Genomic DNA, 25,013 nt, shown 5'->3' with positions numbered 1-25,013 from the left:
AGCTATCACCTTTTGAAAAGCAAGGAAAAAGAATTTCTTGAATTGGTAGAAGCCCACAAAGGAATTATTCATAAGATTTCCAGGATGTATATGGATGCTGAAGATGATCAGCAGGATCTTGCACAGGAAATCATTTACCAGCTATGGAAATCTTATGACTCCTTTCAGCATCAGAGCCGTTTCTCTACCTGGATGTACAGGGTTGCCCTGAACACCGCCCTGGTGTTCTTCAAAAAAGAGAAAAGAAAGGTGAGCGTTACAGATGCTATTCCTGAACACATTGCCATGGAAGAAAATGTAACCGCCACCAAAGAATTACAGCTGGCGCACTTTTACAGGGCCGTGCAAAAACTGGAAAGATTAGAAAAGGCACTCGTTTTTCTTCATCTCGAAAATTATTCTCATAAAGAAATCGGGGAAAACCTGGGTATCTCGGAAGGAAATGCAAGAATTAAGCTCAGCAGGGCAAAAGACAAATTAAAAGAACTGATTAAAAATCAAGGCTATGAATTTTGATGATATAAAATCCGCGTGGAATAACGATAATGAAGGAGATAAAGTGGTGGTTCCTTCCAGCGTTGACCAGCTGAAAACATTGCAGCTGCCGGTGGAAAAACTTCGGAAAACAATGCGGCTGGAGTTTTATGTGCAGCTTGCCTGCCTGGCAATGGTCGCTTTTTTACCAGTAATTTTCCCGTTGAATGATGTGATGGTAATTCCCTTTTATGCAATATACCTGGTAGTAATAGTCATCTCTGTTCTGTACTATTATAAATTCAGGACTTTTTATAATAGTATTGGCACAAATACACTTAGTTCAAAAGATAATTTATATGCTTTATATTATGAGGCGAAGCTGAATATTGAAATATATAGAGCATGCACCTATATTATGTCTCCTTTTGCGATGGTTATTGGTGTGATGTACGCGGTAAGTAACAAAAGCAGCGATATTGGTACTTTGTTGACAAAGGCCATTGATCATAAAGGATTTGCACTGGTAGTGGCGGCAGCATTCGTGGCCCTGCTATTGCTGATAATCACTATGATGGAAGCCTGGATCAAAGAAACATATGGAAAATACTTGTTGCAGATAGGGACAGTGCTGGAGCAATTTAAGGAAAGTGAATAGCGGATTTTGTCTGACTCAGACAAAATCCGCTTTACTGCTGGTAGCTGCCCGCCAGTTTTACCAGTTTATCGGGCGCATTGGAAATAATCCCATCTACTTCCCAGGAGATCAGTTTTTTTAATTCGCTTTCATCATCTACTGTCCAGGGAATTACTGCTACCTTTTTATTGTGAGCTTCCTTTACCAGGTCTGGTGTTACCAGTTGATAGTTGGGGCTGTAGATAGTTGGTATAAAACCAAGTTTTTCAAGATTAGCGCTAAAGCTGTCTTTATTGCCGATCAGCAAAGCCGTTTTCTGAGCGGGATAGCTGCGGTGCAATTCCTGGAGGGTACGGATGTCGAACGATTGAATAATAACGCGTGGGGTTATTTTTTTCCTGTTGATCACTTCCATTACCCGGGCTACAAATTCTGCCGGGCCGGGGTTGTAGATACCATCGCCATCGGGGGAACTTTTGGTTTCCATGTTATAAAACACCGGCTTGAGATGATGCGCCTGTACATACGCTTCCACGCTGTCTATCAGGTCGGTGAGCAGTGGCCGGTGAACCATCATTTTTTCCTGTTGCGGAAAACGTGGATGAGGTTTGGTACCTGCGTCATATTTCCGGATACTGTCGTAAGACATTTTATATAACGCCAGACTTTTTTCTTCCTCTTTGGTGATATCCGAGCCATCCGGCTTACGCATAAATTCGGCCGACATATAGGCATCATGCGACACCACTACCTGCTGATCTGCGGTGATGATACAATCCAGTTCCAGTGTTTTTGCACCCAGTTTCACTGCATTGATCATGGCGGGGATGGTATTTTCCGGCATCAGCGCCATTCCCCCGCGATGTGCCTGTACATCTATTGATTGTTGTGCTGCTGCATTACTGGTAAACAGGCCTCCCAGGATAGCTAAGAATAAAGTACGGTTCATGGTTGCAAAGTGAATATAATTGGTTTATCAGCAATGTTATTTTATTGTTGCTTCACAATCCTTGCTGCCCATCCGCCGCCAATGTTCATTACTACAGGCACCTTTGAATTTTTGTCAACGGTAATCTGTTCCATTTTATAATCCTGTGCATTCCTGTCGGCGTTAATACCATCTTTCCAGATATGCATGGTATAGCTGCCATCCGGCAGGAAGGAGCAATCCAGCGTTAAGGTTCGTGGTGTAAAGTTGGTCATGCCCCCTACGTACCAGTCGCCGGTAGCGGCTTTGCGTGCGGTAAGTATATAATTGCCCACGCTGGCCTGCAGGGCAATGGTAGTATCCCATACGCTGGGAACTGCCTGCAGGAATTGCATACATTCCGGTTCTTTGTAGTAGTGGGTTGGGTTATCTGCCAGCATTTGCAGCGGGCTTTCGTATACCACGTACATGGCCAGCTGATGGCAACGGGTACCGATGCTCATAGGGTTACTGAAATGAGGCGCCCAGTCTCCCTTTTGTGCATTCAGCATAGCGCCGGGTGTATAATCTGCCGGGCCCGCGGTCATGCGGATAAAGGGGAAAGTAACATTATGGTCCGGTGCAATGGATTTACTTTGGTCGCCCTTGCTTTGTTCCAATCCGTATACGCCTTCAAAGGAAATAACGTTGGGGTATGTACGTTGTAGTCCGGCTGGCTTATGTGCCCCATGAAAATCGACCAGCATTTTATGTGCGGCAGCGGCTTTAGCCACGCGTTCATAATACTGTACCATCTGCTGATCGTCGCGTTGCATGAAATCAACTTTGATCCCTTTGATATTCCATTTGGCAAAGAGGTCCAGTGCCGCATCCAGCTGCTGATCCAGCGCCAGCCAGGTTGTCCACAGGATGATGCCTACATTTTTGGAGGCCGCATAGTGCGATAGTTCCTCCATATCAATGTCAGGTACCGTTTTAAGAAGATTGCGTGTATCGCTCCAGCCTTCGTCCAGCACTACGTATTCGAGGTTGTATTTAGCGGCGAAGTCGATATAGTATTTGTAGGTGGCGGTATTGATGCCGGCCCGGAAATCGACCTGGTAAATATTATTATCATTCCACCAGTCCCAGATGGCCTTACCGGGTTTCACCCAGCTGTAGTCGCCGGTAGACGGCTCTGCAAGTTGATAGGGGAGCTCATTTACCAACAGGTCTTTATCTTCCGGTGCAATCATCACAATACGCCAGGGCAGTTGAGAAGGGCCTTCTTTTCTGGCGATAAAGTTTTCCCTGCTTTCCACTTCCTCGTCGCGGTCGGAAGTGATCTTTTTATGAATAGGGTAGTGAGGGAACACTGCCTCCAGGGTATTGCTGCCATTGCCTTGCAGCCACATGCCGGCATAGTTTAACAGGGCGGTTTCCGTGATCAGTATTTTGATGCCATTTATATTGAACAATGCCGGGAGGCTGGCCAGGCTTTTTTCCCCACGGATGCTATCTATGGTCAGCCTTTTATAGAGACGCTCGTTATGAGAAAAGAACCCGTTTTCTACCGGGTACCAGGCGCTGTCTTTTGCCCGGAAGCCAAAGCCGGCCTGCTCATTCATTACCCGCCAGCTGCCTTTGTTGTTGATAAGCCAGCGCCATGCAATACCATTGTTGTATGCCCGCCACTGCAGCGAAGTATGGTTTTTAAAATTGATCTGCAACTGGGTATAACGGTCTTCAATAAACGCGCTTTTTTGCCTTACCACGGGACGGAGGGTTTGTGTTACAGCCGATGTTTTGGTACCAGCCACTTTCCATTTGCCGTCTGGATCAACGGAGGTAGCTATACTAACGACAGCCGGTTGCAGTAACGGTTTCCCGTTGTACAACAAAGAATACTGTATACTATCCTTTACGGATATACGTACAATAGCTTTACCATCGGGGGAGCGTAAGGTAAAATCCTGTGCCGCCGCCGTAATACCAGCTGTGATGGCTATCCAGGCGAGCATCCATCGTTTCAGATTCATTATTCAGTTTTTATAAAAGTTACCGGATGATTCCCGGCATATCGGGTCCGGGAAAGAGGGAAGTAAATTAGTCGTTATTTTATAAACTTTACATGATAAATTACGGATGGTCGTTCCATGGCCGTATAGTTGATAAGTAGCCATGTTTTCAGGGGTATGGATTTCCCTTTAGAAGTTTGCTATGCTGATAACTTTTTTTCTGCCGGTGTTTCAATCTGCAGAATGGATGTAATCAGGAGGAGCAGGCAGGTCTGTTTGCAATCTGTATTTACAACACGGAGTTTTCTCCCAAGGCATACATAGTCTATCTCCCAACTTATAAAAAGCCGTTTACATATAGCCGGTGAATCAAATTTGTGGCTGTTCGTGAAGCTGTTTGTATGCTGGATAAGTTGCCCGTTGTTACGGATTATTCACCTGACATCATAATGAAAGTATTTACTATAGAGGATTTCATAGCTTTAAAGTGGAGTAGCCGGTATCGGAGGAATATGTCTGTTGTAATTGTTTTGCTTGATAAGTTGATCCGTTGCAGCTGGTTTATTGACCTGGTACCATATGAGGGCTTTATCCATAGCGGGTTTCAGTTCCGGGACTGAAGTAGTTCACCTTGGAAACCGGAGCTTTATACCTGGAATGCACTAACTGTTTCCAGGCAGGACCAACAGGCATGCTTCTTATTAAAACTGCGATTCCTGCAGTCAGAGCGGAAGAAGCGTGAAACCGGCAACGGGCATATGTAAGATTTTTGGAGCCGTAACATTAGGCGTCCTATTCATGCTATTTAACGGCAGAGCTCCTTTGTTCTGCTGTATGGTGGCGTTATTTTTTTGCCGGGGGGTGATTGAAATTCTGACACTTGTTGTATATTAGTTCCTGATAATAAAGCCATGTTTATCTACTGTTGCGTGTTTAACCCGTTAATGGCAATAGCAGATATTAATTCCAAATTTCAGAAGTAGTTACCCAATATCATTCCTGAATGATAAAAAGGTAGTAACCATATTTAAAACCGTAAAAGCTGCGAAATGTCATTGTATACGCACACCTCATTTACTATTGGTGATCACCAGTTTACTTCTTTTCATTCCCTTGCCCTGCATCAGACAATCCGCGGCCATCATAGCTTTGAGATCATGATCGGGTACGACTGGCTCACTAAACTGGGGAAAGGATTGTTTAATGCCGGTAAGGAGTTCCTGGGTAAGGAAATTTCTATCTCTGTAAAACCTGTTGAATCAAACGCAGTATACAAGCCGCTGAATTTTAACGGTATTGTTGATGGCATCAGCATGGGAAAAGAGAGTGATGGCACACATGGTTTTTGTGTGATCAAAGGACATAGTGTTACCATCCTGCTGGAAGATGATGAAAATATAGCCTGTTATGAGCAAAAAAATTTGTCGGCCATAGTAACTGAAGCCTTGAAGGGATGCGGGCCTTATGCCAAATCGCCTGCGGTGGATCCGGCACATACAGATACACTGAAATACATTGTACAGTATAAAGAAACTACTTACCAGTTTATAGAGCGGCTTGCCGCCCGTTTCGGGGAATGGTTTTTTTATGATGGGGAAAAGGTGGTATTCGGCAACTACCGGCCGCAGAAAACAACACTTACACACCAGGTAGACCTGATCGGGTTTAACCTTGATCTTACTGTGAAATCGAATAACAGCCGTTTTCACGGATACGATTACCGGCAAAACCAGGCAGTAAGCAATGATACGCTGTCGGTACCGGCGGGTAACCCGGACGTATATACGAGCCACCTGAAAGAAGTAAGTGAACGTCTTTATAAAAAAACATCACAATATAAGCTGAACCAGTCGTTCGGTACGGGCGTAAAATCGCAGCTGGATAAATATACGCAGGCGCAGAAAAAGGGAAGGCTTTCCCGGATGGCAGTGCTCAAAGGCACCAGCCAGCAGAGCGCATTGCGCATTGGCGATATCATCACCGTGAACGAATCGGTGCTTTCCAATGAGCATCATGGTGAATTTGTGGTAACCGAACTTGTACATCACTGTACGGAAAACGGGTTATATAAAAATACATTTGAAGCCATTCCTGCGGCGGCGGCCATGCCTGTGGTGGATTTATACAGCACGCCTTTCTGTGAGGCCCAAAGCGCTGTGGTAACAGATAACAACGATCCCAAAGGACTGGGCCGGGTACGGGTAAAATTCCAATGGCAGCAACAAGGCTCCACTCCCTGGCTGCGGCTGGTGTCTCCGCATGGGGGCGCCGACAAAGGTTTTTATTTTATACCTGAAAACGGAGAGGAAGTGTGGGTGGATTTTGAAGGCGGCAACCCGGAAGTACCGGTGGTACTTGGCACCGTATATAACGGGAACGCCAAAACGGGTTTCGGTGATGCGCAAAATAACCTGAAGGTGATTAAAACCCGCAGCGGGCATCTCATCCGGCTGGACGATACCGATGGGGCGGAAAGTATTACCATCACCGATAAATCCGGGAATATTGTAACGATGGATACCAGCGCCCAGAGTATCAACATCGCCGCAATGGAAAATATTACTATCAATGCTAAGAACATCAGTTTTACAGCAAAAGAAAATATACAGGTAAGCGCCGGTAAAAACCTGTCGCAAACTGCAGTGAAAGACTTTAGCCTGCTTGCTGCCAATATTAAAGAAGTAGCTGATGATACACTTCAGCGTACCGCTAAAAGTATAGAAAAAACAGCAGAGAAAGTAAGTATGAACAGTACCAGGGAAAATATTGAAATGCATAGCGCCAAACAAATCGTGAATAAGAGCGGCGATAAAGCAAAAATGTTTTAACCCCACATAACCAACCACAGATGGGAAGTATCATCTCAATAGCAAAATCAATTGTTGAAAGCTCTGAGCTGTCAACTACCTATGCTACCAACGGAGATATCAGTTTGAATGCCGCCAGCCAGGTAAAGCTACGGAGCACAGAAAAAATTATTTATGACAAGTATAAAGCGCCGGAAACAAAAGAAAAGGAACTGAAAAAGTTCCTGGTGCATTTCAGGCGGCCGGCGGGATATAAAGGAGAATATGGGTTCGACTGGCTCAGGGACGAATACATTTATGCGCTCAATTACATTGAACGCGATAACAATAACCAGCCCTGTAACAGTACAGTGCCGCTGGTAAACGATGTAGCCGCTGCCAAAAGCGAGTACCTGAAAGATGTAAAGAATCCTGTGAAACCATACGGCGTTGACTATTACCCCGCATGGTTGTCATTATTTCCTTACACTACTTCGCAACAGTTCAAGTATGGTTCTTCCATGAATAAAGATGGCGCCCAGCTGGATCTTGAACTGGAAGAAATAGAAGAAGTGATCAGTGATGGCACAGAGATCATCTTCGAATCAAAAAATCCAAATCTCAAAATAACCCCCCAGAAAATAAATATTGCCGCAGTAATGGGAAGCGGATTGCAAACCCGTTACCGGCCAGGAGGTGTGAAAGTTAAATATTATACGCTAAAAGGCGCTGTGAATGTAGTAAATACCAATGCTCCCCTGCAACAGCATGAAGAAATAAAAGTATTTGCAAAGTTGGGAGATAAGAAAGAAGAAGTGGGCAAGCTGATGGTATACAACAATCACATCATTCCGAAAATGGAATTGATCCTGGTGAAAGTGGGTACGCAGGCCAACAGCGTTCCTTCAATAGATCAGCAGCTGGTGAAAGACATGGAATACCAGTTCAAAAGGGCTTCCTATAACCAGGCCCTTATCCGGGCTGAACTTAAAACAGACACTGTGTTCGAAACAGGGGTACTTCCTTTTACCGATAGCACGGTTACCAGTTACTGGAATAATGTATTGGGAGGATCTGCATCGTTTAATGAACAACAGTTTCTGGAAGATGTAATTAAGCTGTATGAAAGATATGGACAGCACAAACCCAATGGAGGCCGTATTAATGCCGACGCCAATAAACGTACCTATATTTTTCTTACGGATTTACCTGCCAGCTTTAACGGCCTTACTGCCGCCGATAATGGAGATGTGATGAAGGAATTTGTATGGGGAAATGCTTTTGTAGTATTCCTGAGCGGGTTGAATCAGCGGCGTACCCTGTTGCATGAAGCGGGCCATTCGCTGGGCCTGCAGCATACATTCAGCGCAGGGGCGCCTATGGCCGGGCTTAAGCCGCCACCTTATACTTTCTACCAGGGGCATACCGACAATATCATGGATTACACCTGGCAAACAAACGGTAACCTGAACCCGTACAATGCCAAAGACAATATGCGTTCTTTCTTCAAGTTCCAGTGGGACATCATGAGACAGGACCGGAGCTTAATTTTAAATTATTAGTATGCGAGGCAGTTGGCTCACCCTTTTGTTGATAATAATGGTAATGGATATACTACCGGCACAAACGAAGTCGCCCTCCACCACGGTGGCCTGGGTGCATTTTGGTGTTTTTTCCAATAGCGCCCGGGTGAAATACCGCATCACTCCCGGTGCCCTGGAGCGCTACTGGCTGGATACCACCGGTACGAAAATCGATTCTTCCATACAGCAGTTATCAGATGCACAATGGCAACGGAGCCGTTTTGTACTGGACTCCATCCCGTCCCTGCTGTTAACTGCCGGTACTACTACCTATAGCTGGGGTTGCCTCTATTGTGGCGAACAACCGGTAGTAATAGTGGATATCGGGTTCGCTGATAAAAGACCGGCATTCTCATACCAGATAGATGGGGATACCAGCCGTATTCCTGAGGGAATCAGGCATTACGTAAAAAATGTGAGGAAGGCAGTCGCACTGCTGATTGCAGAGGAAAGAAAAAAACAGTAGCCATACCGATATGAATAATCGTTCCTTCCGGTTTAACCCGGTACATCTCAACAGAACCTATGGTGTAACCTATGTTATTCAGTCGGCAGGCGTAGAGCAGGTGATCAGTTACGAGATAACTGTTAGTTGCACTAAAAGACTGCCCGGCGATATGTTCCTGTTTGAAATAAATAAAGGACAGGTGTACATCAACAACCAGGCGCCTGAAAAGATGATCGATAAACTTACAGAACAATGCGGAAAAGTGTTGTACCCGTTGCAGATAAGGGTAAACAGCGCCGGACAGTTTTCCGGCATTGTTAACCAGGCGCAGATAGCAGCTGCCTGGGAAGGTGTTAAACCCGCGCTGCAGCAATATTACACTGGTGAAATTACGGAGCAGATCATGTCCTATATGGATCTTGCGGTAAGCAGTGAGCCGCATATTTACCGGTCGCTTTGCCGTGATTGGTTTATGGCGCTTTATTTTGCAGACCTCTACCAACCTGGCAGCGATATTATGAAGCGTAGCCTTACTGCGGCATTGCCGGTAATACCGTATACAACGCCGGTGTTGTTTAACGTTACCCAGCAACCGGTGCAGCATAATACGGCGAGCGGTAGCCTGGTATTACAGCAAAGAGGAAATTGCAGCGATCCGCGTAGCGTGGAAGATATTGTGGCAGGAAAAGAAATTCCGTTGTCGCAACAGCTGCATGGTATTCACACGCCTTTAAAAGGGCAGGTAGATATCAGCTATAAACTATATCAAACGGATTATTCTATCAATGCCATAACAGGGGAATGCAGTTTACAGCTTGCACCCGGTGAAGATAAAAAAGTAACGTTCACTGTTTATCATTTACGGGAGAAAGACAAAGCGCAGGCCCCGGTTATACCGGTGCTGGCGGAGGAACAGGAACCGGCCGGCAAAAAGAAAAAGCGTTTTTCCTTCTTTTTCAACAGTGGAGAAAATTAAAAGGATATGAGTGAAAAACATCTGGTTTGCCAGGGCGCTCTTTGTAAGTGCCAGTTTGGTACCACCCCCGATAAGCTGAAAGTGAAGAGCCAGCAGATACATTATATCAACGATAAAGATGGGGCGGAAAAGCCATTGGCAAATACCAAAGACATTGGGCAGCCTTTTGAAGCCAATACATTTGGCAGTTGCAGTAAAAAGAATAACAACCCCTGTACGCCATCTGTTACGGAATGGAGCGGCTTTTATGACAAGGTGGTATTACCGGGAGATGCCTACATTTTACTGGAAGACAGTAAAGCGACCTGCGCTACCGGAGGAAAAGATTGCATCTCCATCACTTTTCACGGGCAAACAGCTGATATGACAAAGAAAGATGCAGAGAAAGCCGATAAAGAGGTGCAAACACACCTGAACCCCATGATGGATGTACAAAAAGTAGAAGAAGATTTATTTCTGATCCGGTTTCCACAGGGACAACCGTTTTAAAAATAGTTGCCATGTCTCACAATAAAAAGCTGGTAGTCACTATCCCGGCTGCAAAAGGATCAGTAGATGCGAAAACGTCTACTGCAGTATTGAATGAAGCCGGAACCGTGCGGGCGGAGATGAAACGTATTACTACCATGGTGGAAAAGGCGCCTGCGCCCGTAAAGGTCACCATTCCCATGAAAGCCCCGGAGGCCGATCAAACACCTTATCGCTGGATCTGGTCCATGTTGCGCACGCTTACATTTAAGAAAACAGATGTAAACGACACATTGAAAGGGCCGCTGGTGTATCCCAACTTTCCGAAAATAGTGGAAGGCGGCGGCCTGGGCTGGCTGGAGCCTGTGCTGGAAGGACAGGAGCCAACTAACTCCGCAGCACATGGCTACTTTATTGCAGCCCGTGGGAAGCCGGCCGTCCTATCGGCAGAGTGGCGCGAATTTTCCGCTAACAACGATGGCAAAATAATTACCGGTGGCAGCAAAAAGTTCAGGGAAAGCGTGCAGCTGCATATCTATACCCGTGCTATGTACGGACAGGAATTGAGGATTTTCCTGATGGACAATGACACCGCCAGCGCCGATGATGATCTGCCACCCTGGGAACGTACCGCCGGAGTGGCCCAGATAGAAAAAGGAAAACAAACCCCTGATGATGCCATCAAGTATTTTACCCGGCAGGTAAAAATAATGCCTATCCTGCAGGATGAAACCACCCGTGGAGAAGCTTTGCAGGTAAGTGATTACGTGGTAAAGGATAAATCAGGGAAAGATATGAAAGTAGCCGCCGGTTCTATCCATTACCAGGCTTTTGTGCAGAAAATAGTGGTAGACGTTTTTCTGGACGACCTCTGGAAGCCGGGCGCAGGCGAAGTGCTGGAAATATATCCCATCATAAAATCGAGAGATGGAAAGATCACTAAAACATTATCAAAGTGTTTTCTCAGTGTAAAAGAAGATCCTGCCGTAAAAGAATCCCCCTTGCTGTATGGCGGTAACAAACCGGTACTGGCCGGCGATATTCCAACTAATACGCGGAAATTCCAGCCATGCAAATATGGTATGATCACTGTGGAAGACAAAGACGGTGTGCAAACCATATTTGATGAGAATGTGCTCGATTTCCAGCCCCCGGAAAATCTTACCTATAACATAGTAGCCGGAAGTGAAACGGCCAAGAAAACCATCAAGCTCAGCGTACAAAGCCTGGTGACCCATGAGGATGAATGTACCGCAACGCCCAAACACAAAGATCATGTAATTGACATCAGCAGCTTTGGCGCCAAAGGATATAAAAAAGAGGATACCAAAGCCGGTGTAAAACGGGAACCGGAGAAGGAAAGCGCCGCCAAAGGCAAGTTTGAAATAAAAGCCAATAACTATAAATTCAAAAGGGATACCAATGCTTCTTTTTCCGGTGTGGTAAAAGTATCTGATGAAGAGCTGGAATTTGACGCACAGTATAAATATTCCTTCTTTGATGAAAATAATCACATCCTTTTCAAACGCATACTTGGCTACCTGTGGATTCCCGAAGCACAGGCCGATCATTTCCCGGTAACTATCCAAACCTGCCGCTGGAAACATGTGATCGATTTTGCCGTGTATCCTGATATCAAATGGACGGCAGCCCTGGCCTTTAACATGGAAAAAGCCGATTTTGATGCGTTGAAAGCCAAATTTGCGGAAGCCAATAATGGTAAGGGAATCAAGAACGCCCTGCAACGCTTTACCATGAACCGCCTGGAAAACGTAGAAAAAATTGGAGAGGCCGCAAAAGGTCGCTGGAGCAAACCTACGCCTACGCTGGACCGGCATAACGAAGAGCTGGGCACTGAGATCGGTGAAGTGTTCGCGCTGCCAAAAGATAAAAAGGCGGCTCCAACACCTGTAAAAACCAAAGGGAAGTTTGCAGAGCTGCTGGAACTGCTCAAGGAATTCGATTTTTCCATCAAGGTGGAATGGAATAATGATACCGAGAGCGTGGATCCTGTTGAAGATATGATTGGCAAATACTACAACGTATTAAAGGCAGGCTGGAACCTGGTAAAGGAGTTCAGGAACATTATTCATGGCGACCACACTACCAAAGCAGATACCTCCGGTGATGACGGAAAAAATCCCGATGAGTTTATCAATAAGAACAAAACGAATCCCGATAAGAACATCCAGGGCCTCATTCAGCGGATGCAGCGCAAGCCGTTTGATTATGAGCTGCAGTTCCCCAAGCTGGGGCTGGCCGCATCCTGGTATTATGAAACCATGCCGCCTAAGAACGGCGACAGCAAATTGTGGGGAGCCGGCAGAACCGTACTGATAAAGCTGGACGCCAAACCGTTGGTTGGTATTGATCTTAAATGGGATTTCCTGGAACTGCTTTGCCGCAGGCATCCGATCGCCTATGCTATTCTGAAAGCTGTGGATGCACTGCTGTATATATGTGCCGACGACGACAGTAAAGTGGATGTTAGTGTAACCATTTCCGGTAAAATAGACCTGGAAGCCACTTTTAAGCATAATACGGTAGGAGGAAATGTGTTTACCCGCACAGCCGGCGCTTCAGAAAAGAAAGAAGACCTGATAAAAGGTGGCGCTGCGGTATCGGTGAAGCTGGAATGTAAACTGTACCTGAGTAAATCAGCTACTGCGTTTAAAGTGAAAGTGGTGGTGGCGCTGGGAATAGGGCTGGAAGGAAGTTCCGGCCTGGGACTACAGGCCAGGATTGGTTCTGATGAGGCTGGACTGTTTGTAGGATTTGACCTGATCTTTGAAGGCATAAAAATTGAAGGGTATGTGGAAGCAAAAGTGAATGTTGGAGAAAAAACGAAGGAAGTGAAGCGGAAAAAGGGAGAACCGGAAAAACCGGCAGAATATAATAAATTGGTAGAAGCCAATCCCAAAGCGTCTTTTGAGATCGGTATCGATGAGAAAAAAATCTCTCTGAAAAAAATATACTTAACGAAAAAAGAATCCGACGGATGAGTAAACCGGGAGTTATCATCTTATTAATTCTAATGATTGGCCTGCACAGTTGCGGGCAGGGAACAACTGCAAAAAAAGAAAGCATGAATCAGGACATTAAGGAAAAATATCTGAACAGTTATAAACTGGTGAAGAAATACGACTATAATCCACGGTTTATCCTGGATTTTAACAGCTACAATTGCACTTATGAGATCCTGATCAATGATATGCCGGCCTATTCAGACTTTGGCAGCGGTAACCAGGGCGGTGCTGTATGGCCTGTATCTCCCAATATCCTGAAAAGCGGTAAACAAACCATTACTATCAGGGTATTTCCCAAAGTAAATGATGATGATAAGATGGATTCATTTTTACTGGCGAAGAACTGTGGCCTCGAAGTAAAAGTGATGAGCGGCGATGAAGAAAAGGAAAAGCCAAAGGCATATAAGCAACTGTTTTATTATAAGATGCCTGAAATAAGTCTGGATAATGTACCTTACCTGGAGTTTAAAGGCGTTTTTGAAGCTACCACGCCTTACCAGCTGAAAGGATGGAGCCAGAGCCAGGATCTGCGGAAAGAAGATAAGGCAAAGCTTACAAAAGAAGTACTGGCCTTTTATAACCAGTACCGCAAACTGATGGCAGATGGTAATATGAATGCAGTGGCGGAACAGATCTATAACCGGGAGCTTGAAACCGAACAGGCCTATTTTCAGAACAAGCCTGCTGATGCAGCAGAAACCTGGAACCGGTTTGACCAGATTAAAGCATATCACCTGGAGATGCTGCCGCTGGAGCATTATGAGCTGCGTTTTTTTGGTGATGGCAGGGTAGTAGGACTGGTCCGGACGGATGATGAACTGAGAGGGGAGCCGGCCCTTATAGGCATTACAGATAATAAGTACAAGATATACAACCTGTTGCTGCACAAACCGGTGGGCAGCGATCAGCTGCAGGTGATCCGGTAACAGAAGAAGTTCATAGGAAAGGGGGCGACACATGTAGGTTGCTCCTTTTTTTATTTTACAGGGTCTTTAAAAATCAACATCTTTTTATTAACCTTGTGAAGTAGTACCGCCCTGGAATTTTCAATCAGATAACTAAACGTTATGAATATACGAATACCTGCCTTTATTGGTATTATTGCATGGACTGCTGTTTCGTGCGCAGATACGAAATCTCCCGGAACCGCTGCCGACCTGTCTTTAACCGGTACCTGGAAGCTGGCTTACAGCAAGATGATCAAAAACGGAGATACCACTGATACTTACCCGGTAAAGGGACAGGAAATGATTAAGATCTTTAATGGCAGTCACTTTGCTTTTTTTCAGCATGATGTTTCAAAAGGGAGCGACAGCAGTACTGCTATATTTGGATCTGGCGCGGGTACGTACGTGCTGTCGGGCAACAAATACGAAGAACATTTACAATATTGCAGTTTCCGTAGCTGGGAAGATAAGCACTTCACTTTTTCGCTCAGTTTGCAGCACGATACGCTGATCCAGCGTGGTATAGAAAAGATTGACAGTTTAAACGTAAATCATGAAATTATAGAAGCGTATATCCGTTTGCGTTAGATGTTTACCATGGGTATAAATATTCCTTTACAAACGATCGGCTGGTTATTGATTCCGGAAGCAACGCATCCCGGAAAAGAAGGTACTGCCTGGTGGCAAACCCTTATAATCCGCATTTTTTTAGTTAAGCCCCTCTATTGCTTCCCCTGTTATTAAAGCATCCGCTAACACTCTTTTGGCGGTAACCATTCGGTTACATTTTTATGATTTTTCTTAATATGTTTTTCCCCGTAGAACCGCTATGGCATTGAATCTTCCCACTTCTAAAACATTCGTGCTTAACAAGAGATTAACCACTCCTGATGTTTTATAGCGTTACTTTTAATCCAGATTTCAAGAAAGGGAATGCAAAATAAATCCACTTTCAACCGCCGTGTTAAACCATAGAAAATTTGATTTTTCTAACACCGGAACGTCAATATTTTTTTCCTAAACCAGTCTCTCAAAAAGGAAATGAGAATGCAACAAAACAACCAAGATGCCGTCCTGCTGGAGCTGCTCAAAAAAGGTAGTACCGATGCTTTTACAACAGTGTACAACAAGTACAACCGCATCCTGATGATGCTGGCAGCAGACATGCTGAAGGACGAAGACAAAGCACAGGATGTTCTCCAGGAATTTTTTCTGGATTTCTGGCAGAAGAAGTTATTCCTGAAAATTGATGCTAACTACCAAAACCGCGACAGTACCTGTATTATGAAGAGTTATCTTTACGCCAGTGTACGCAACCGCTGCCTTAACAAAATTACCCGCGAAAGGAAATTTTCCTGTGTAATTCCGGATGAGGCTTTTTTACCAGATGATCCGCTGGAAAGTAAAGAGATCTACTGCCAGGTAAATATTGCGCTGAAAAAGAAAGTGCCGCCTAAATCATCTACTGCCTTCCGTTTAAGGCATTATGAACAGAAAAGCCATAAAGAAATAGCTGAGGAAATGAATACAAGTATTCAAACAGTGAAAAACCAGATTGGCACTGCCGTGAAGATTTTACGCGGTTACTTCGCTCCTGCCCACCTGTAATCCCGGAACCCTGCCTTAATCAAATGGATGCTTGTTGCCCGGATCCCTTTAATGGGTAGCAGCAGAGATTTGTCTAATATGGTCATCCTGGTGGACCTTTATTGGCTCACCAGGAGGCGTTTTTACCGGGAACGGCGGAGGGGTTTATTTTTGCTTTTTGAAGACAAAAAAACCGCATACCATTGCTGGTAAAGGCTTGTAGCCGCCTTCCGGCAGAAAGGTTGCCACTATGGGGAAATAATTATTTCCCGATCTCGTAAATCGTTTTCCCGATACGGTAGATAACTTGGCCTTTTCTGACTGCAACTTTGCAGCGTAAATGATAAGACCAACATGACAAGGGCATACCTTTTTCTTACTTTTTTTCTGCTTCCGTTTACCTTCATATATGCCGGCGTGCCGGACGAAGGAGCCAACAATACTATCCAGGGCGTTATTACTACATCAGATGGGCATCCGGCTACAAACGTAACCGTTGTCCTGAAAGGTATTGCCAAAGGAATGATCACCAATCAAAGCGGAGAATTCCTCTTCAAAAATATTCCTGATGGTAACTATGAGCTGGAAGTATCTATGGTAGGGTTTGAAACCATCAGGCGAAGTGTGGCTATGGTAAATGGCAAAAGTGTTATCCTGCAAATAGAACTGAAAACATCTTCCCAGAACCTTGAAGAAGTAGTGGTGGCTACGGGGGGAAACCGTTTCGCCAAAAAAGAAAGCGAAGATGTATCCAAGCTGCCGCTGAGGAACCTGGAAAATCCACAGGTATACAGCGTAGTAGGAAAGGAACTGATGAAAGAACAGCTGGTTACGGATTATAACAGCGCCTTTAAAAATATTCCCGGGGCAGGTATTCCTATTGTATACAACCAGGGAAGAAGCTCCGCTACTTCAAGAGGCTTTACTACGGCTAACCTGGTACGCAATGGCGTGGGGAGCTTTGTATACTCCAATGTGGATCCCGCCAACCTGGAACGTATAGAAGTGATCAAAGGCCCCTCAGCCACACTGTTTGGCAGCACCCTCTCTTCTTTTGGCGGCTTGTTTAACCGCGTTACCAAAAAACCATTCGACAGTTTCAAGGGCGAAGTATCGTATTCCGGCGGTAGCTGGGATCTTAACCGTCTTACCCTGGATATCAACACCCCGGTGAATGAACAAAAAACAGCGCTGTTCCGTTTCAACGGCGCTATTCACAGTGAACGCAGCTTCCAGGATGCAGGGTTCAGTAAAAACTACCTGCTGGCGCCCAGTTTCTCCTATAAGGTAAATGACCGGCTCACTATTTTACTGGATGTGGAAATGAGCGGTTATAAAGCCACTTCCCCCACAAGGTTAAGCCCTTATACCAAAGGAAAAGCGCACAGCGTTGAGGAACTGGGAATACCCTATAAACTTTCCTTCGCCAATAACTCTATGTATTATACCAGCCAGCAGATGAATGTTTTTGGGCAGATAAAATATAAGTTGTCGGACAAATGGACGTCGCAAACCGTGTTCTCCCGTACCCGGTCTACTTCCGACGGGTTCACTACACAACTGAATATGCTGAGCGACAGTACCCTTCGACAGTCCGTTACTTCTCAAACCTATCCTTATTATGGTACAGATATCCAGCAAAATTTTATCGGTGATTTCCACATAGGTAAAATGCGTAACCGGCTGGTGATAGGCGTGGACTTTTACAGCCTGCGCGCTTCCCGCAATGATACCATCGTAAATATGCCGGCCCTGAATTACAGGAACCCGGGCGACGCCTACTACAATTTCAATAGGGACAATGTAACACCAATGTTCGCCAAACTGAAGTTCCTGGCCTTCGACAGCAACCGTGAAAATACTTACAGCGCCTATTTTTCAGACGTTATCAATATCACGGAGCAGTTACTGGTGATGGCCAGCTTAAGACTGGATAATTATCATAATCTTGGTGCCTATTATCCTGCCAGAGATCTTACTGTAGGTAACTATACACAAACCGCCTTATCGCCCAAATTTGGTATCGTATACCAGGTGATTAAAGACAGGATGTCGCTCTTTGCTAATTACATGAATGGGTTCCAGAACCAGTCGGGCTCCGACTTTGACGGCAATACTTTTAAACCGCAACAGGCCAACCAGATTGAAGGGGGGATTAAAGCAGATCTTTTCAATGAAAAATTAAATGCTACCCTGAGCTACTATGATATCTCTGTTACCAATTCTGTATACGATGACCCTGCGCACAGCGGGTTCTCTCTTCAAAATGGCACCCAGCTCAGCAGGGGCTTTGAAGCAGAAGTAATTGCCAACCCGGTTCCGGGATTAAATATCATTGCAGGTTACGCCTATAATGAAAGTAAAATGGATAAGGCCGATGCCAAGTTCCAGGGGCTACGGCCGTCGGCAGCAGGACCGGCCACCACTGCTAATCTTTGGGTGAGCTATCGCCTTGTGCGTGGTGAGGCGAAAGGACTTGGTCTTGCTTTTGGCGGCAACTACGGCAGCCAGTCGTTCCAAACCAACACGAATACCTTTGCATTCACCATACCTTCCTATACCGTGCTGGATGCGTCCCTGTTCTACGACAGGCCCGTATACCGTTTTGGATTGAAAGTGGATAATATCACCAATGAAAAGTACTGGTCGAACCGCCTGGCGGCACAAAATCCAACCAGGGTAACCGCCAATCTTACTATTAAGTTTTAAGCATTAACTGCAGGAGAAGTGGTCTCTCCTGCAGTTATTTATCTTCCTACAGGCTATATAAATGTTGCTCTTTTATAATCTTCCCATTTTTCCAGTGTGCCACAGAGATCTGCTGGTAATTTAAGGCGCCCATTTTAGAATGGATAAACCGGTAATGCCATTCTGCCACCGAATAACCCCTGATCGCCATACTGTTTTTCAACGCTATTTTTAAATCGCTGGTGTTATCGAGAAACCCGCCGACAGCCTTTCGCATTGCTTCCAGCCCGTTAATAGCGGGGCCATCGTTATCAGAAGAGCTTATATTGTCGTCATAATATTTATCCAGCGCTTCAAGAAATTTTCCTTCGCTGATAAGACGATGAAATCCGGTTACTACTGCTTCAAAATTTTCCATGTTTTTTGTTCAAATTAAAAGAATAAATCTGAAGATGATGACATCAAGATAAGTATTGCAGAAGTTGGGTAGTGCTGCGGTAACTTTTCAACATTCTCCCCGTTTAACAAACAGAACACTGTAGAACTTTTCATCCCTAAAATATAACAAATGAAACTTCCAAAATCATTACTCGGCGCCATCCTGATTGGCATTACCGTTCAAACAACCACCTCCTGTAATAAGGATAAATCCGTTAAACCCAAAGAGAAGAAGGAAGAAGTGAAAAAGCCATATCCTTATAAAGACGGTTGTCCTGCCTGTGGAATGGGTTGATCGCTTTTATAATTTACATTTAATTCCAAGAGGTGCCGGAAATTTTATCAGCAGCCGCCTGTAACCTGGACGCCAATATACTGGCTGCCTGTTTCCCATTAATGGAAGAATCCAGACTGGAAGCCATTGAATGGTCGTTTGATGCCTTATACAAAGTAGAGGAGATACCATCCTGGTTCCTTGAATTACTGGCTGCTTACAGTAATGAAAAACGACTTATTGGTCATGGTGTATTCTTTTCCCTTTTTTCCGGCAGATGGCGCCAGGAACAGGCTGAATGGCTTTCTCACCTTAAAAAGATCAGTAAGGAATTCCGGTTTGATCATGTTACGGAGCATTTCGGCTTCATGACGGGTAAAGATTTTCATCACGGGGCTCCCCTGAATATACCTTATACGAAATCTACACTTGATATCGGGAGGGACAGGCTGAAACGCATCTATGAGGCATGTGAATGCCCGGTAGGACTGGAAAACCTGGCCTTTTCCTATTCTCCTGACGAAGTAAAACGCCATGGCGATTTCCTGGAGCAGCTCCTGGAACCCGTTAATGGCTTTATTATCCTCGATTTGCATAATCTCTATTGCCAGATCCATAATTTCAATATTCCTTTTGAAGAAATAATAACCAGTTATCCGCTGAATAAAGTAAGGGAAATACATATTTCCGGTGGTAGTTGGGAAGATGCACCTAACAGCCCGGTGAGAAAGATAAGAAGGGATACGCATGACGATGCTGTTCCTGAAGAAGTATTTTATTTACTGGAAAATACAATACCACGTTGCCCGCATCTTAAGTATGTGGTACTGGAACAATTGGGGAATGCGCTTGCCACCGATGAAAGCAGGACTGTGTTTTATAATGATTTTGGAAAGATGGAAGCCATTGTAAAAAAGAAAAACACACCGGGCGCATCATCTTTCCTTCATCCATTTTCTCCTTTATCTCCTGTAATAACAGGGGCAATAATTGAAGACGACGCCTTATACCATCAGCAGCTGGAGCTCTCTGCCATACTGGAGTCGGCTGTCTCCTGTACGGAAGCTATCCACTTATTGAATCAGTCGTCTCTCGCACACACAGCCTGGCATATTGAAAGCTGGGAACCTTACATGATAGATACCGCTATGCGGATTGCACAGAAATGGAAGAAATAATTTCTTCTAAAGTTGTCCGTTCGCAATTGAACAGTTATTTGTACCAAAAATGAACAAAGAATGTAATTTCATCTGTGTAATTTACTGTGGTTAAGATGATTGGAAACTGGTATGTTGTTTTCTGCACTACGGAAGTCAAAGACTTTGAACTATGTTTGAAAACTATTTTAAAGTGGCATGGCGGAATCTTATCCGGAACAAAGCCTTCTCTGTTATTAATATCCTGGGGCTCACCATTGGCCTGGCCTGCAGCCTGCTGATATTATTGTGGGTGTGGGATGAACGCAGCGTCGATAATTTCCACGAACAGGGCAACCGGCTTTACCTGGTATATGAGCGCCAGTTTGTAAATAAGGAAGTATTTGCCAGTTATAAAACTCCTGGTATGCTGGCGAATGAAATGAAGCGTACTATCCCCGAAATAGCGTATGCTTCCAATTTTTCATGGATAGATGACAGCCCCGACAGGTTTGTTTTTGAGGGAAATAATAAAAGTGCGAAGTTCGATGCATGCTATGCAGACTCCGACTATTTTAAAATGATGAGCTATCCTTTGGTAGAAGGCGACGCTGCTACAGCGCTCAATATGCACGGTAGTGTATGCATTTCCGAAAAGATGGCAAAAGCATTTTTTGGCAGCGCAGATGCTGCCATGGGAAAACCTCTTCGTTATGATAACAGGAATAACCTGGTCGTTACCGGGGTATTTAAAGACCTGCCGCAAAATGTTTCCGCAAAGTTTGATTGCCTTATCGACTGGTCCAGTTTCCTGCGTGAAAATAGCTGGGCAAAAGATTGGGGAAATGTAGGGCCCAATACAATTATTTTACTTCATGAAGATGCTTCTCCTCAAAAGGTTGCAGCTAAGATTAAAAATTTTCTGGCTAAATATAATAATAATGCCAATTACCGCGCGGAGCTGGAGCTACAGCGTTATGGTGATAGCTACCTGCATGCAAACTTCAAAGCCGGCTACTTGTCGGGCGGCAGGATAGAATATGTAAAATTATTCAGCATAGTAGCGGTTTTTATTTTGCTGATCGCCTGCATAAATTTCATGAATCTAACAACAGCCCGTTCCGCTAAGCGGGCAAAGGAAATCGGTATCCGTAAAGTGGCCGGGGCTGCACGCCCGGTGCTGCTACAGCAGTTTCTGAGCGAAGCAATGCTGGTTACGGTATTGTCGGTGCTGCTGGCATTGGCGCTTGTTTATATACTGTTGCCTTTTTTTAATCAGCTCAGCGGTAAGCAGATTGTGTTTCCCATTTCAAATATTTATTTCTGGTGCATCCTGGTGGGACTAACGATTATTACCGGCCTGGCCGCCGGTAGCTACCCTGCTGTTTTTCTTTCTTCTTTCAAGCCGCTAACTGTTTTAAAAGGCACCCTGAAATCCGGAAGCCGTGATATCAGTTTACGGAAAGGGCTGGTGGTATTCCAGTTTACTTTGTCTATCCTCTTTATCACAGGAACCATTGTTGTTTCCAGGCAGGTAAAATATATACAGCAAACAAACCTGGGCTACAACAGGGAAAATCTGGTTTATCTGCCTATCGAGGGAGAGCTGGCCGCCAGGTACCCGGTATTTAAGCAGGAGGCTTTGAATGCACCCGGTATTAAAATGGTATCGCGTACACAGGAAGCGCCTACTTCAATAGGTAGCAGTACCTGGGGCGTTGATTGGGACGGCAAAATACCCGGTAATAACCAGATGTTTACCCAAACGGGTGTGGGATATGATTTTGTGAAAACCCTCAATTTAAAAATGATTGCCGGCAGGGAGCTGTCTGAAGATTTTGCATCAGATTCTGCAGGTTACCTGGTGAATGAGGCCGCATTACGAATAATTGGATATAAAGACCCTGTGGGTAAACCGCTGACTATGTGGGGAAAGAAAGGCACTATAGTGGGCGTATTAAAAGATTTCCATTTTTCTTCATTGCACGATCCTATTCATCCTCTCATTGTATGGAATGGAGAGAAAAGCGATTATGGAAATATACTGGTCCGCACGGAAGCAGGTAAAACAAAGGAGGCATTAGCCAGCCTGGAAAGGATCTGCAAAACGTTGAATCCTAAGTTTCCATTTACCTATACTTTTTCAGATGATGCCTATCAGAAAACATATAACAGTGAAACCATAGTTAATAAGCTTTCTACCTGTTTTTCGCTCCTTACCATTTTCATATCCTGTCTTGGACTATTGGGGCTGGCCATGTTTACAGCCGAGCATCGAACCAGGGAAATTGGCATCCGGAAAGTATTAGGCGCTGGTGTCGTTTCCCTGTTCACCCTACTATCAAAGGAGTTTATTGCGCTTATAATCATATCATTCCTTATAGCATCGCCACTGGCATGGTGGATAATGAACAAGTGGTTGCAGGGTTTTTCGTATAAAATAGACATAGAGTGGTGGATGTTTCTATTGTCCATTTTACTGATCATTGGAATTGCTTTACTGACAATAAGCTATCAAACTATGAAGGCGATATTAATGAACCCGGTAAAAAGTTTAAAAGGGGAGTAGCGCCGTTTTATAGGCATCCGCAAATGCTTTGCTGCGGATGCTTTTTATTGGTCATCATGAGCCGCAGAAACAAACAAGGTTTATCAGAGATGAATACCGCGTGCAATTAATGTTTGCGTAAAAAATCTTTTGTTTTTAGTGATAAAAAAAGTGAATTATCTGACCAGGTATTACATGATTCAATGACTTTTTATTCTTTTGGAGTACTTATATTTTCCATTTGTTCCCGTCCCCATACTTTCATTGCATCAATGATGGGTAACAACGTATTTCCAAACGGTGTTATCCGGTATTCTACCCGGGGAGGTACTTCTGCATAAACAATTCTTTCAATAACCCCATCCACTTCCAGCTCTCGTAACTGATTAGTGAGTGTTTGTTTACTCGCTTCGGGAATACCTCTTTGCATCTGGCTGTATCGTGTGGAATTATTTCGAATGAGATGTATAATAACAGGTTTCCATTTTCCCCCTATGATATTCAAACAATACGTTACAGCACAGTTTGTAGGGTTAAAATCCTTTGTCTTTCTAACACTTGTCTTTGCCATTGGTCTGAAATTTTAGCCTATGCCCCAAATTTTAGCCTGATCCGGTATTTGGGAGCAAAGAAGTTATTTGCAGCAAATTTATGAAACTATGCTACAATCTTTAACAAGCCCGCTGCCCGATGGCGTCAGCGCTTTTCGTGCAGGTAATATGGATATCTATGTAATTTCTGATGGTGAAGTACCTTATAATAAAAGTTGCTTTGCACCTGGTATTTCCAGGAATGATCTGAATGTTGTTAGCGGAAGTACAGCTGAGTATATTAAATTAACACATAATATCATGGTGTTCGTCAGAAACAACCGGACGATACTCATTGATGCCGGCAATGGGAGTACAGATACTGCCGGAGGCGGACATTTAATTAGTAATCTGAAAACAATTGGTATTGCACCTGAAGATGTAACAGATATAGTGCTTACGCATGCCCATCCCGATCATCTTGGCGGTTTGACAGATATGAATCAACAGCTGACATTTCCTATGGCTTCTATCTATATCTCAAAGGCTGAATACGACTTCTGGCAATCCGATACCTCCGATTTCAGTAAAAGTAAAAATACGCCACAGGCGTTAATGAAGATCCGGAAAAATATTCAACAGGTACTGATGGTGATAAAAGATAAACTTCAGTTTTTTGATGAACCTGATTTATTATTTGGCTTTTTACAACCTATGGCGGCCAAAGGGCATACCCCCGGGCATTTTATGTTTACAATAAATATTGGGAACGAAAAATTTGTGCACATGGCAGACATCTGTCATGAAGATACGGTGTTGTTTAACAGACCAGAATGGGGGACAATTTTTGATATTGATTTTGATCTTGCAGCGAAAACCCGGTTCAATGTTATTAATGGCTTTGCAACATCAAAGGAATTAGTATTTGGTTATCACATGCCATGGCCGGGATTTGGTAAAGTAATGCGAAAGGGTAGCGGTTTTATGTGGGAGCCTTGTAGTTTTTCGTAGCGGAATTGTAATTATGGTCCTGAAATTCCGGTTATATTTTGAGGAACTTTTTTAGCCGCGCTATCAGCACTAACTGATCCTGGTAGTCTGCCAGCACCTGTGCATCCAGCCTGTGAATAGCATCTAACATCCCGATAATATACAAAGGGTCTTCCGATTTCAGGTAATAAATCACCTGGAGCAGCAGGGCTGTGCAGTCTGCAAGCTGCTTTTTATCTTCATCCGCCACTTTACTTTTTCTGGAAAATTTGCTACGTGCAGTGGTTAACTCCTTTTGGCATTGATCGATAACATGCGGCCTCGGAGCATGGAGGTCGTTCCCTGCTATACTTAGTACATCCACGGTCAGTTCCAAAAGATGCTGATACGGTGAATATTTGGCAGAAGCAAGCGGGACTTTAACCGAAGCCAATGCGTTCCTGGCAACCATTGCGCCAAGGCGCAGCAGTCGCTGGGGATCGAGGTCGGCGTATTCGCTGGCAAGCATCGCCTGGTATTCAAAAAAATGCTGTGTTCTACCCATAGTATATG

The 25,013-nt window shown here is 44.5% G+C and carries 21 protein-coding genes; 16 read left to right on the top strand and 5 right to left on the bottom strand.

The window, feature by feature from the left end; genetic code table 11:
• Positions 1-12 precede the first annotated feature (12 nt).
• Positions 13-516, top strand: coding sequence for an RNA polymerase sigma factor (locus tag VIM72_RS05840; protein WP_332001933.1), 504 nt, complete (start codon positions 13-15; stop codon positions 514-516).
• Positions 506-1,132 (top strand): hypothetical protein, encoded by a 627-nt coding sequence (locus VIM72_RS05835; protein ID WP_332001932.1) that lies wholly within the window; start codon positions 506-508, stop codon positions 1,130-1,132. Before VIM72_RS05840 ends, VIM72_RS05835 begins: the two co-directional genes overlap by 11 nt.
• Before the next feature lie 31 nt (positions 1,133-1,163).
• Here VIM72_RS05835 and VIM72_RS05830 read toward each other — a convergent pair whose 3' ends face one another.
• Positions 1,164-2,060 carry a glycerophosphodiester phosphodiesterase family protein gene (locus tag VIM72_RS05830; RefSeq protein WP_332001931.1) on the bottom strand — a complete coding sequence of 299 codons (897 nt, stop codon included), beginning with the start codon at positions 2,058-2,060 and terminating at the stop codon, positions 1,164-1,166.
• A gap of 41 nt (positions 2,061-2,101) precedes the next feature.
• Positions 2,102-4,057, bottom strand: a complete 1,956-nt coding sequence (locus VIM72_RS05825) for a glycoside hydrolase family 97 protein (protein ID WP_332001930.1) — start codon at positions 4,055-4,057, stop codon at positions 2,102-2,104.
• A 1,028-nt stretch (positions 4,058-5,085) separates the two neighbouring features.
• Between VIM72_RS05825 and VIM72_RS05820 the strand changes: the two genes are divergently transcribed.
• The 10 genes from VIM72_RS05820 (at position 5,086) to VIM72_RS05775 (ending at position 18,566) form a co-directional block, all read left to right on the top strand.
• Positions 5,086-6,864, top strand: a complete 1,779-nt coding sequence (locus tag VIM72_RS05820; protein ID WP_332001929.1) for a type VI secretion system Vgr family protein — start codon at positions 5,086-5,088, stop codon at positions 6,862-6,864.
• 20 nt (positions 6,865-6,884) lie between these two features.
• Positions 6,885-8,384 carry a zinc-dependent metalloprotease gene (locus VIM72_RS05815; protein WP_332001928.1) on the top strand — a complete coding sequence of 500 codons (1,500 nt, stop codon included), beginning with the start codon at positions 6,885-6,887 and terminating at the stop codon, positions 8,382-8,384.
• Between the two features lies 1 nt (position 8,385).
• Positions 8,386-8,871, top strand: a complete 486-nt coding sequence (locus tag VIM72_RS05810) for a hypothetical protein (protein ID WP_332001927.1) — start codon at positions 8,386-8,388, stop codon at positions 8,869-8,871.
• A 10-nt stretch (positions 8,872-8,881) separates the two neighbouring features.
• The gene (locus VIM72_RS05805; RefSeq protein WP_332001926.1) at positions 8,882-9,829 is read left to right on the top strand and encodes a hypothetical protein; all 948 of its coding nucleotides are present in this window, start codon (positions 8,882-8,884) and stop codon (positions 9,827-9,829) included.
• Between the two features lie 6 nt (positions 9,830-9,835).
• Positions 9,836-10,318 (top strand): DUF4280 domain-containing protein, encoded by a 483-nt coding sequence (locus VIM72_RS05800; protein ID WP_332001925.1) that lies wholly within the window; start codon positions 9,836-9,838, stop codon positions 10,316-10,318.
• An 11-nt stretch (positions 10,319-10,329) separates the two neighbouring features.
• Positions 10,330-13,299, top strand: coding sequence for a hypothetical protein (locus tag VIM72_RS05795; RefSeq protein WP_332001924.1), 2,970 nt, complete (start codon positions 10,330-10,332; stop codon positions 13,297-13,299).
• Between the two features lie 83 nt (positions 13,300-13,382).
• Complete coding sequence (locus VIM72_RS05790) at positions 13,383-14,249, top strand: hypothetical protein (protein WP_332001923.1); 867 nt, start codon at positions 13,383-13,385, stop codon at positions 14,247-14,249.
• Positions 14,250-14,390: 141 nt separating this feature from the next.
• Positions 14,391-14,858 carry a hypothetical protein gene (locus VIM72_RS05785; RefSeq protein ID WP_332001922.1) on the top strand — a complete coding sequence of 156 codons (468 nt, stop codon included), beginning with the start codon at positions 14,391-14,393 and terminating at the stop codon, positions 14,856-14,858.
• A 459-nt stretch (positions 14,859-15,317) separates the two neighbouring features.
• Positions 15,318-15,878, top strand: coding sequence for an RNA polymerase sigma factor (locus VIM72_RS05780; protein WP_332001921.1), 561 nt, complete (start codon positions 15,318-15,320; stop codon positions 15,876-15,878).
• A 333-nt stretch (positions 15,879-16,211) separates the two neighbouring features.
• Positions 16,212-18,566, top strand: coding sequence for a TonB-dependent receptor (locus VIM72_RS05775; protein WP_332001920.1), 2,355 nt, complete (start codon positions 16,212-16,214; stop codon positions 18,564-18,566).
• Between the two features lie 46 nt (positions 18,567-18,612).
• Here VIM72_RS05775 and VIM72_RS05770 read toward each other — a convergent pair whose 3' ends face one another.
• The gene (locus VIM72_RS05770) at positions 18,613-18,963 is read right to left on the bottom strand and encodes a nuclear transport factor 2 family protein (RefSeq protein WP_332001919.1); all 351 of its coding nucleotides are present in this window, start codon (positions 18,961-18,963) and stop codon (positions 18,613-18,615) included.
• Between the two features lie 150 nt (positions 18,964-19,113).
• Here VIM72_RS05770 and VIM72_RS05765 point away from each other — a divergent pair, with 150 nt between their 5' ends.
• From VIM72_RS05765 to VIM72_RS05755, 3 genes are all read left to right on the top strand, one after another.
• Positions 19,114-19,278 (top strand): hypothetical protein, encoded by a 165-nt coding sequence (locus VIM72_RS05765; RefSeq protein WP_332001918.1) that lies wholly within the window; start codon positions 19,114-19,116, stop codon positions 19,276-19,278.
• Positions 19,279-19,310: 32 nt separating this feature from the next.
• Positions 19,311-20,435 (top strand): DUF692 family multinuclear iron-containing protein, encoded by a 1,125-nt coding sequence (locus VIM72_RS05760; RefSeq protein WP_332001917.1) that lies wholly within the window; start codon positions 19,311-19,313, stop codon positions 20,433-20,435.
• Positions 20,436-20,586: 151 nt separating this feature from the next.
• On the top strand, positions 20,587-22,962 hold the full coding sequence (locus VIM72_RS05755; protein WP_332001916.1) for an ABC transporter permease: 2,376 nt from the start codon (positions 20,587-20,589) through the stop codon (positions 22,960-22,962).
• A gap of 190 nt (positions 22,963-23,152) precedes the next feature.
• Here the strand turns inward: VIM72_RS05755 and VIM72_RS05750 are convergent, their stop codons facing one another.
• Entirely contained in the window at positions 23,153-23,512 is a 360-nt protein-coding gene (locus tag VIM72_RS05750) for a helix-turn-helix domain-containing protein (protein WP_332001915.1), read from the bottom strand.
• An 88-nt stretch (positions 23,513-23,600) separates the two neighbouring features.
• Here VIM72_RS05750 and VIM72_RS05745 point away from each other — a divergent pair, with 88 nt between their 5' ends.
• Positions 23,601-24,482, top strand: coding sequence for an MBL fold metallo-hydrolase (locus VIM72_RS05745; protein WP_332001914.1), 882 nt, complete (start codon positions 23,601-23,603; stop codon positions 24,480-24,482).
• Positions 24,483-24,513: 31 nt separating this feature from the next.
• On the opposite strand, the gene VIM72_RS05740 is transcribed toward VIM72_RS05745, so the two are convergent.
• Positions 24,514-25,013: hypothetical protein (locus tag VIM72_RS05740; RefSeq protein ID WP_332001913.1), on the bottom strand; the 500-nt coding region annotated here is incomplete at its 5' end.

This window comes from Chitinophaga sp. (assembly GCF_036569185.1).
Taxonomy (GTDB): domain Bacteria; phylum Bacteroidota; class Bacteroidia; order Chitinophagales; family Chitinophagaceae; genus Chitinophaga.
The sequence above is the reverse complement of the archived record's forward strand: the minus strand, read 5'-3'. Positions and strand labels throughout refer to the sequence as shown.

What these genes read in the sequence shown, in the direction of transcription:
- VIM72_RS05805 (WP_332001926.1), top strand. Translation starts at nt 8,882, where the DNA reads ATGAATAATCGTTCCTTCCGGTTTAACCCGGTACATCTCAACAGAACC.
- VIM72_RS05785 (WP_332001922.1), top strand. Translation starts at nt 14,391, where the DNA reads ATGAATATACGAATACCTGCCTTTATTGGTATTATTGCATGGACTGCT.
- VIM72_RS05790 (WP_332001923.1), top strand. Translation starts at nt 13,383, where the DNA reads ATGAATCAGGACATTAAGGAAAAATATCTGAACAGTTATAAACTGGTG.
- VIM72_RS05810 (WP_332001927.1), top strand. Translation starts at nt 8,386, where the DNA reads ATGCGAGGCAGTTGGCTCACCCTTTTGTTGATAATAATGGTAATGGAT.
- VIM72_RS05800 (WP_332001925.1), top strand. Translation starts at nt 9,836, where the DNA reads ATGAGTGAAAAACATCTGGTTTGCCAGGGCGCTCTTTGTAAGTGCCAG.
- VIM72_RS05770 (WP_332001919.1), bottom strand. Translation starts at nt 18,963, where the DNA reads ATGGAAAATTTTGAAGCAGTAGTAACCGGATTTCATCGTCTTATCAGC.
- VIM72_RS05750 (WP_332001915.1), bottom strand. Translation starts at nt 23,512, where the DNA reads ATGGCAAAGACAAGTGTTAGAAAGACAAAGGATTTTAACCCTACAAAC.
- VIM72_RS05765 (WP_332001918.1), top strand. Translation starts at nt 19,114, where the DNA reads ATGAAACTTCCAAAATCATTACTCGGCGCCATCCTGATTGGCATTACC.
- VIM72_RS05815 (WP_332001928.1), top strand. Translation starts at nt 6,885, where the DNA reads ATGGGAAGTATCATCTCAATAGCAAAATCAATTGTTGAAAGCTCTGAG.
- VIM72_RS05755 (WP_332001916.1), top strand. Translation starts at nt 20,587, where the DNA reads ATGTTTGAAAACTATTTTAAAGTGGCATGGCGGAATCTTATCCGGAAC.
- VIM72_RS05825 (WP_332001930.1), bottom strand. Translation starts at nt 4,057, where the DNA reads ATGAATCTGAAACGATGGATGCTCGCCTGGATAGCCATCACAGCTGGT.
- VIM72_RS05795 (WP_332001924.1), top strand. Translation starts at nt 10,330, where the DNA reads ATGTCTCACAATAAAAAGCTGGTAGTCACTATCCCGGCTGCAAAAGGA.
- VIM72_RS05820 (WP_332001929.1), top strand. Translation starts at nt 5,086, where the DNA reads ATGTCATTGTATACGCACACCTCATTTACTATTGGTGATCACCAGTTT.
- VIM72_RS05780 (WP_332001921.1), top strand. Translation starts at nt 15,318, where the DNA reads ATGCAACAAAACAACCAAGATGCCGTCCTGCTGGAGCTGCTCAAAAAA.
- VIM72_RS05835 (WP_332001932.1), top strand. Translation starts at nt 506, where the DNA reads ATGAATTTTGATGATATAAAATCCGCGTGGAATAACGATAATGAAGGA.
- VIM72_RS05830 (WP_332001931.1), bottom strand. Translation starts at nt 2,060, where the DNA reads ATGAACCGTACTTTATTCTTAGCTATCCTGGGAGGCCTGTTTACCAGT.
- VIM72_RS05745 (WP_332001914.1), top strand. Translation starts at nt 23,601, where the DNA reads ATGCTACAATCTTTAACAAGCCCGCTGCCCGATGGCGTCAGCGCTTTT.
- VIM72_RS05775 (WP_332001920.1), top strand. Translation starts at nt 16,212, where the DNA reads ATGACAAGGGCATACCTTTTTCTTACTTTTTTTCTGCTTCCGTTTACC.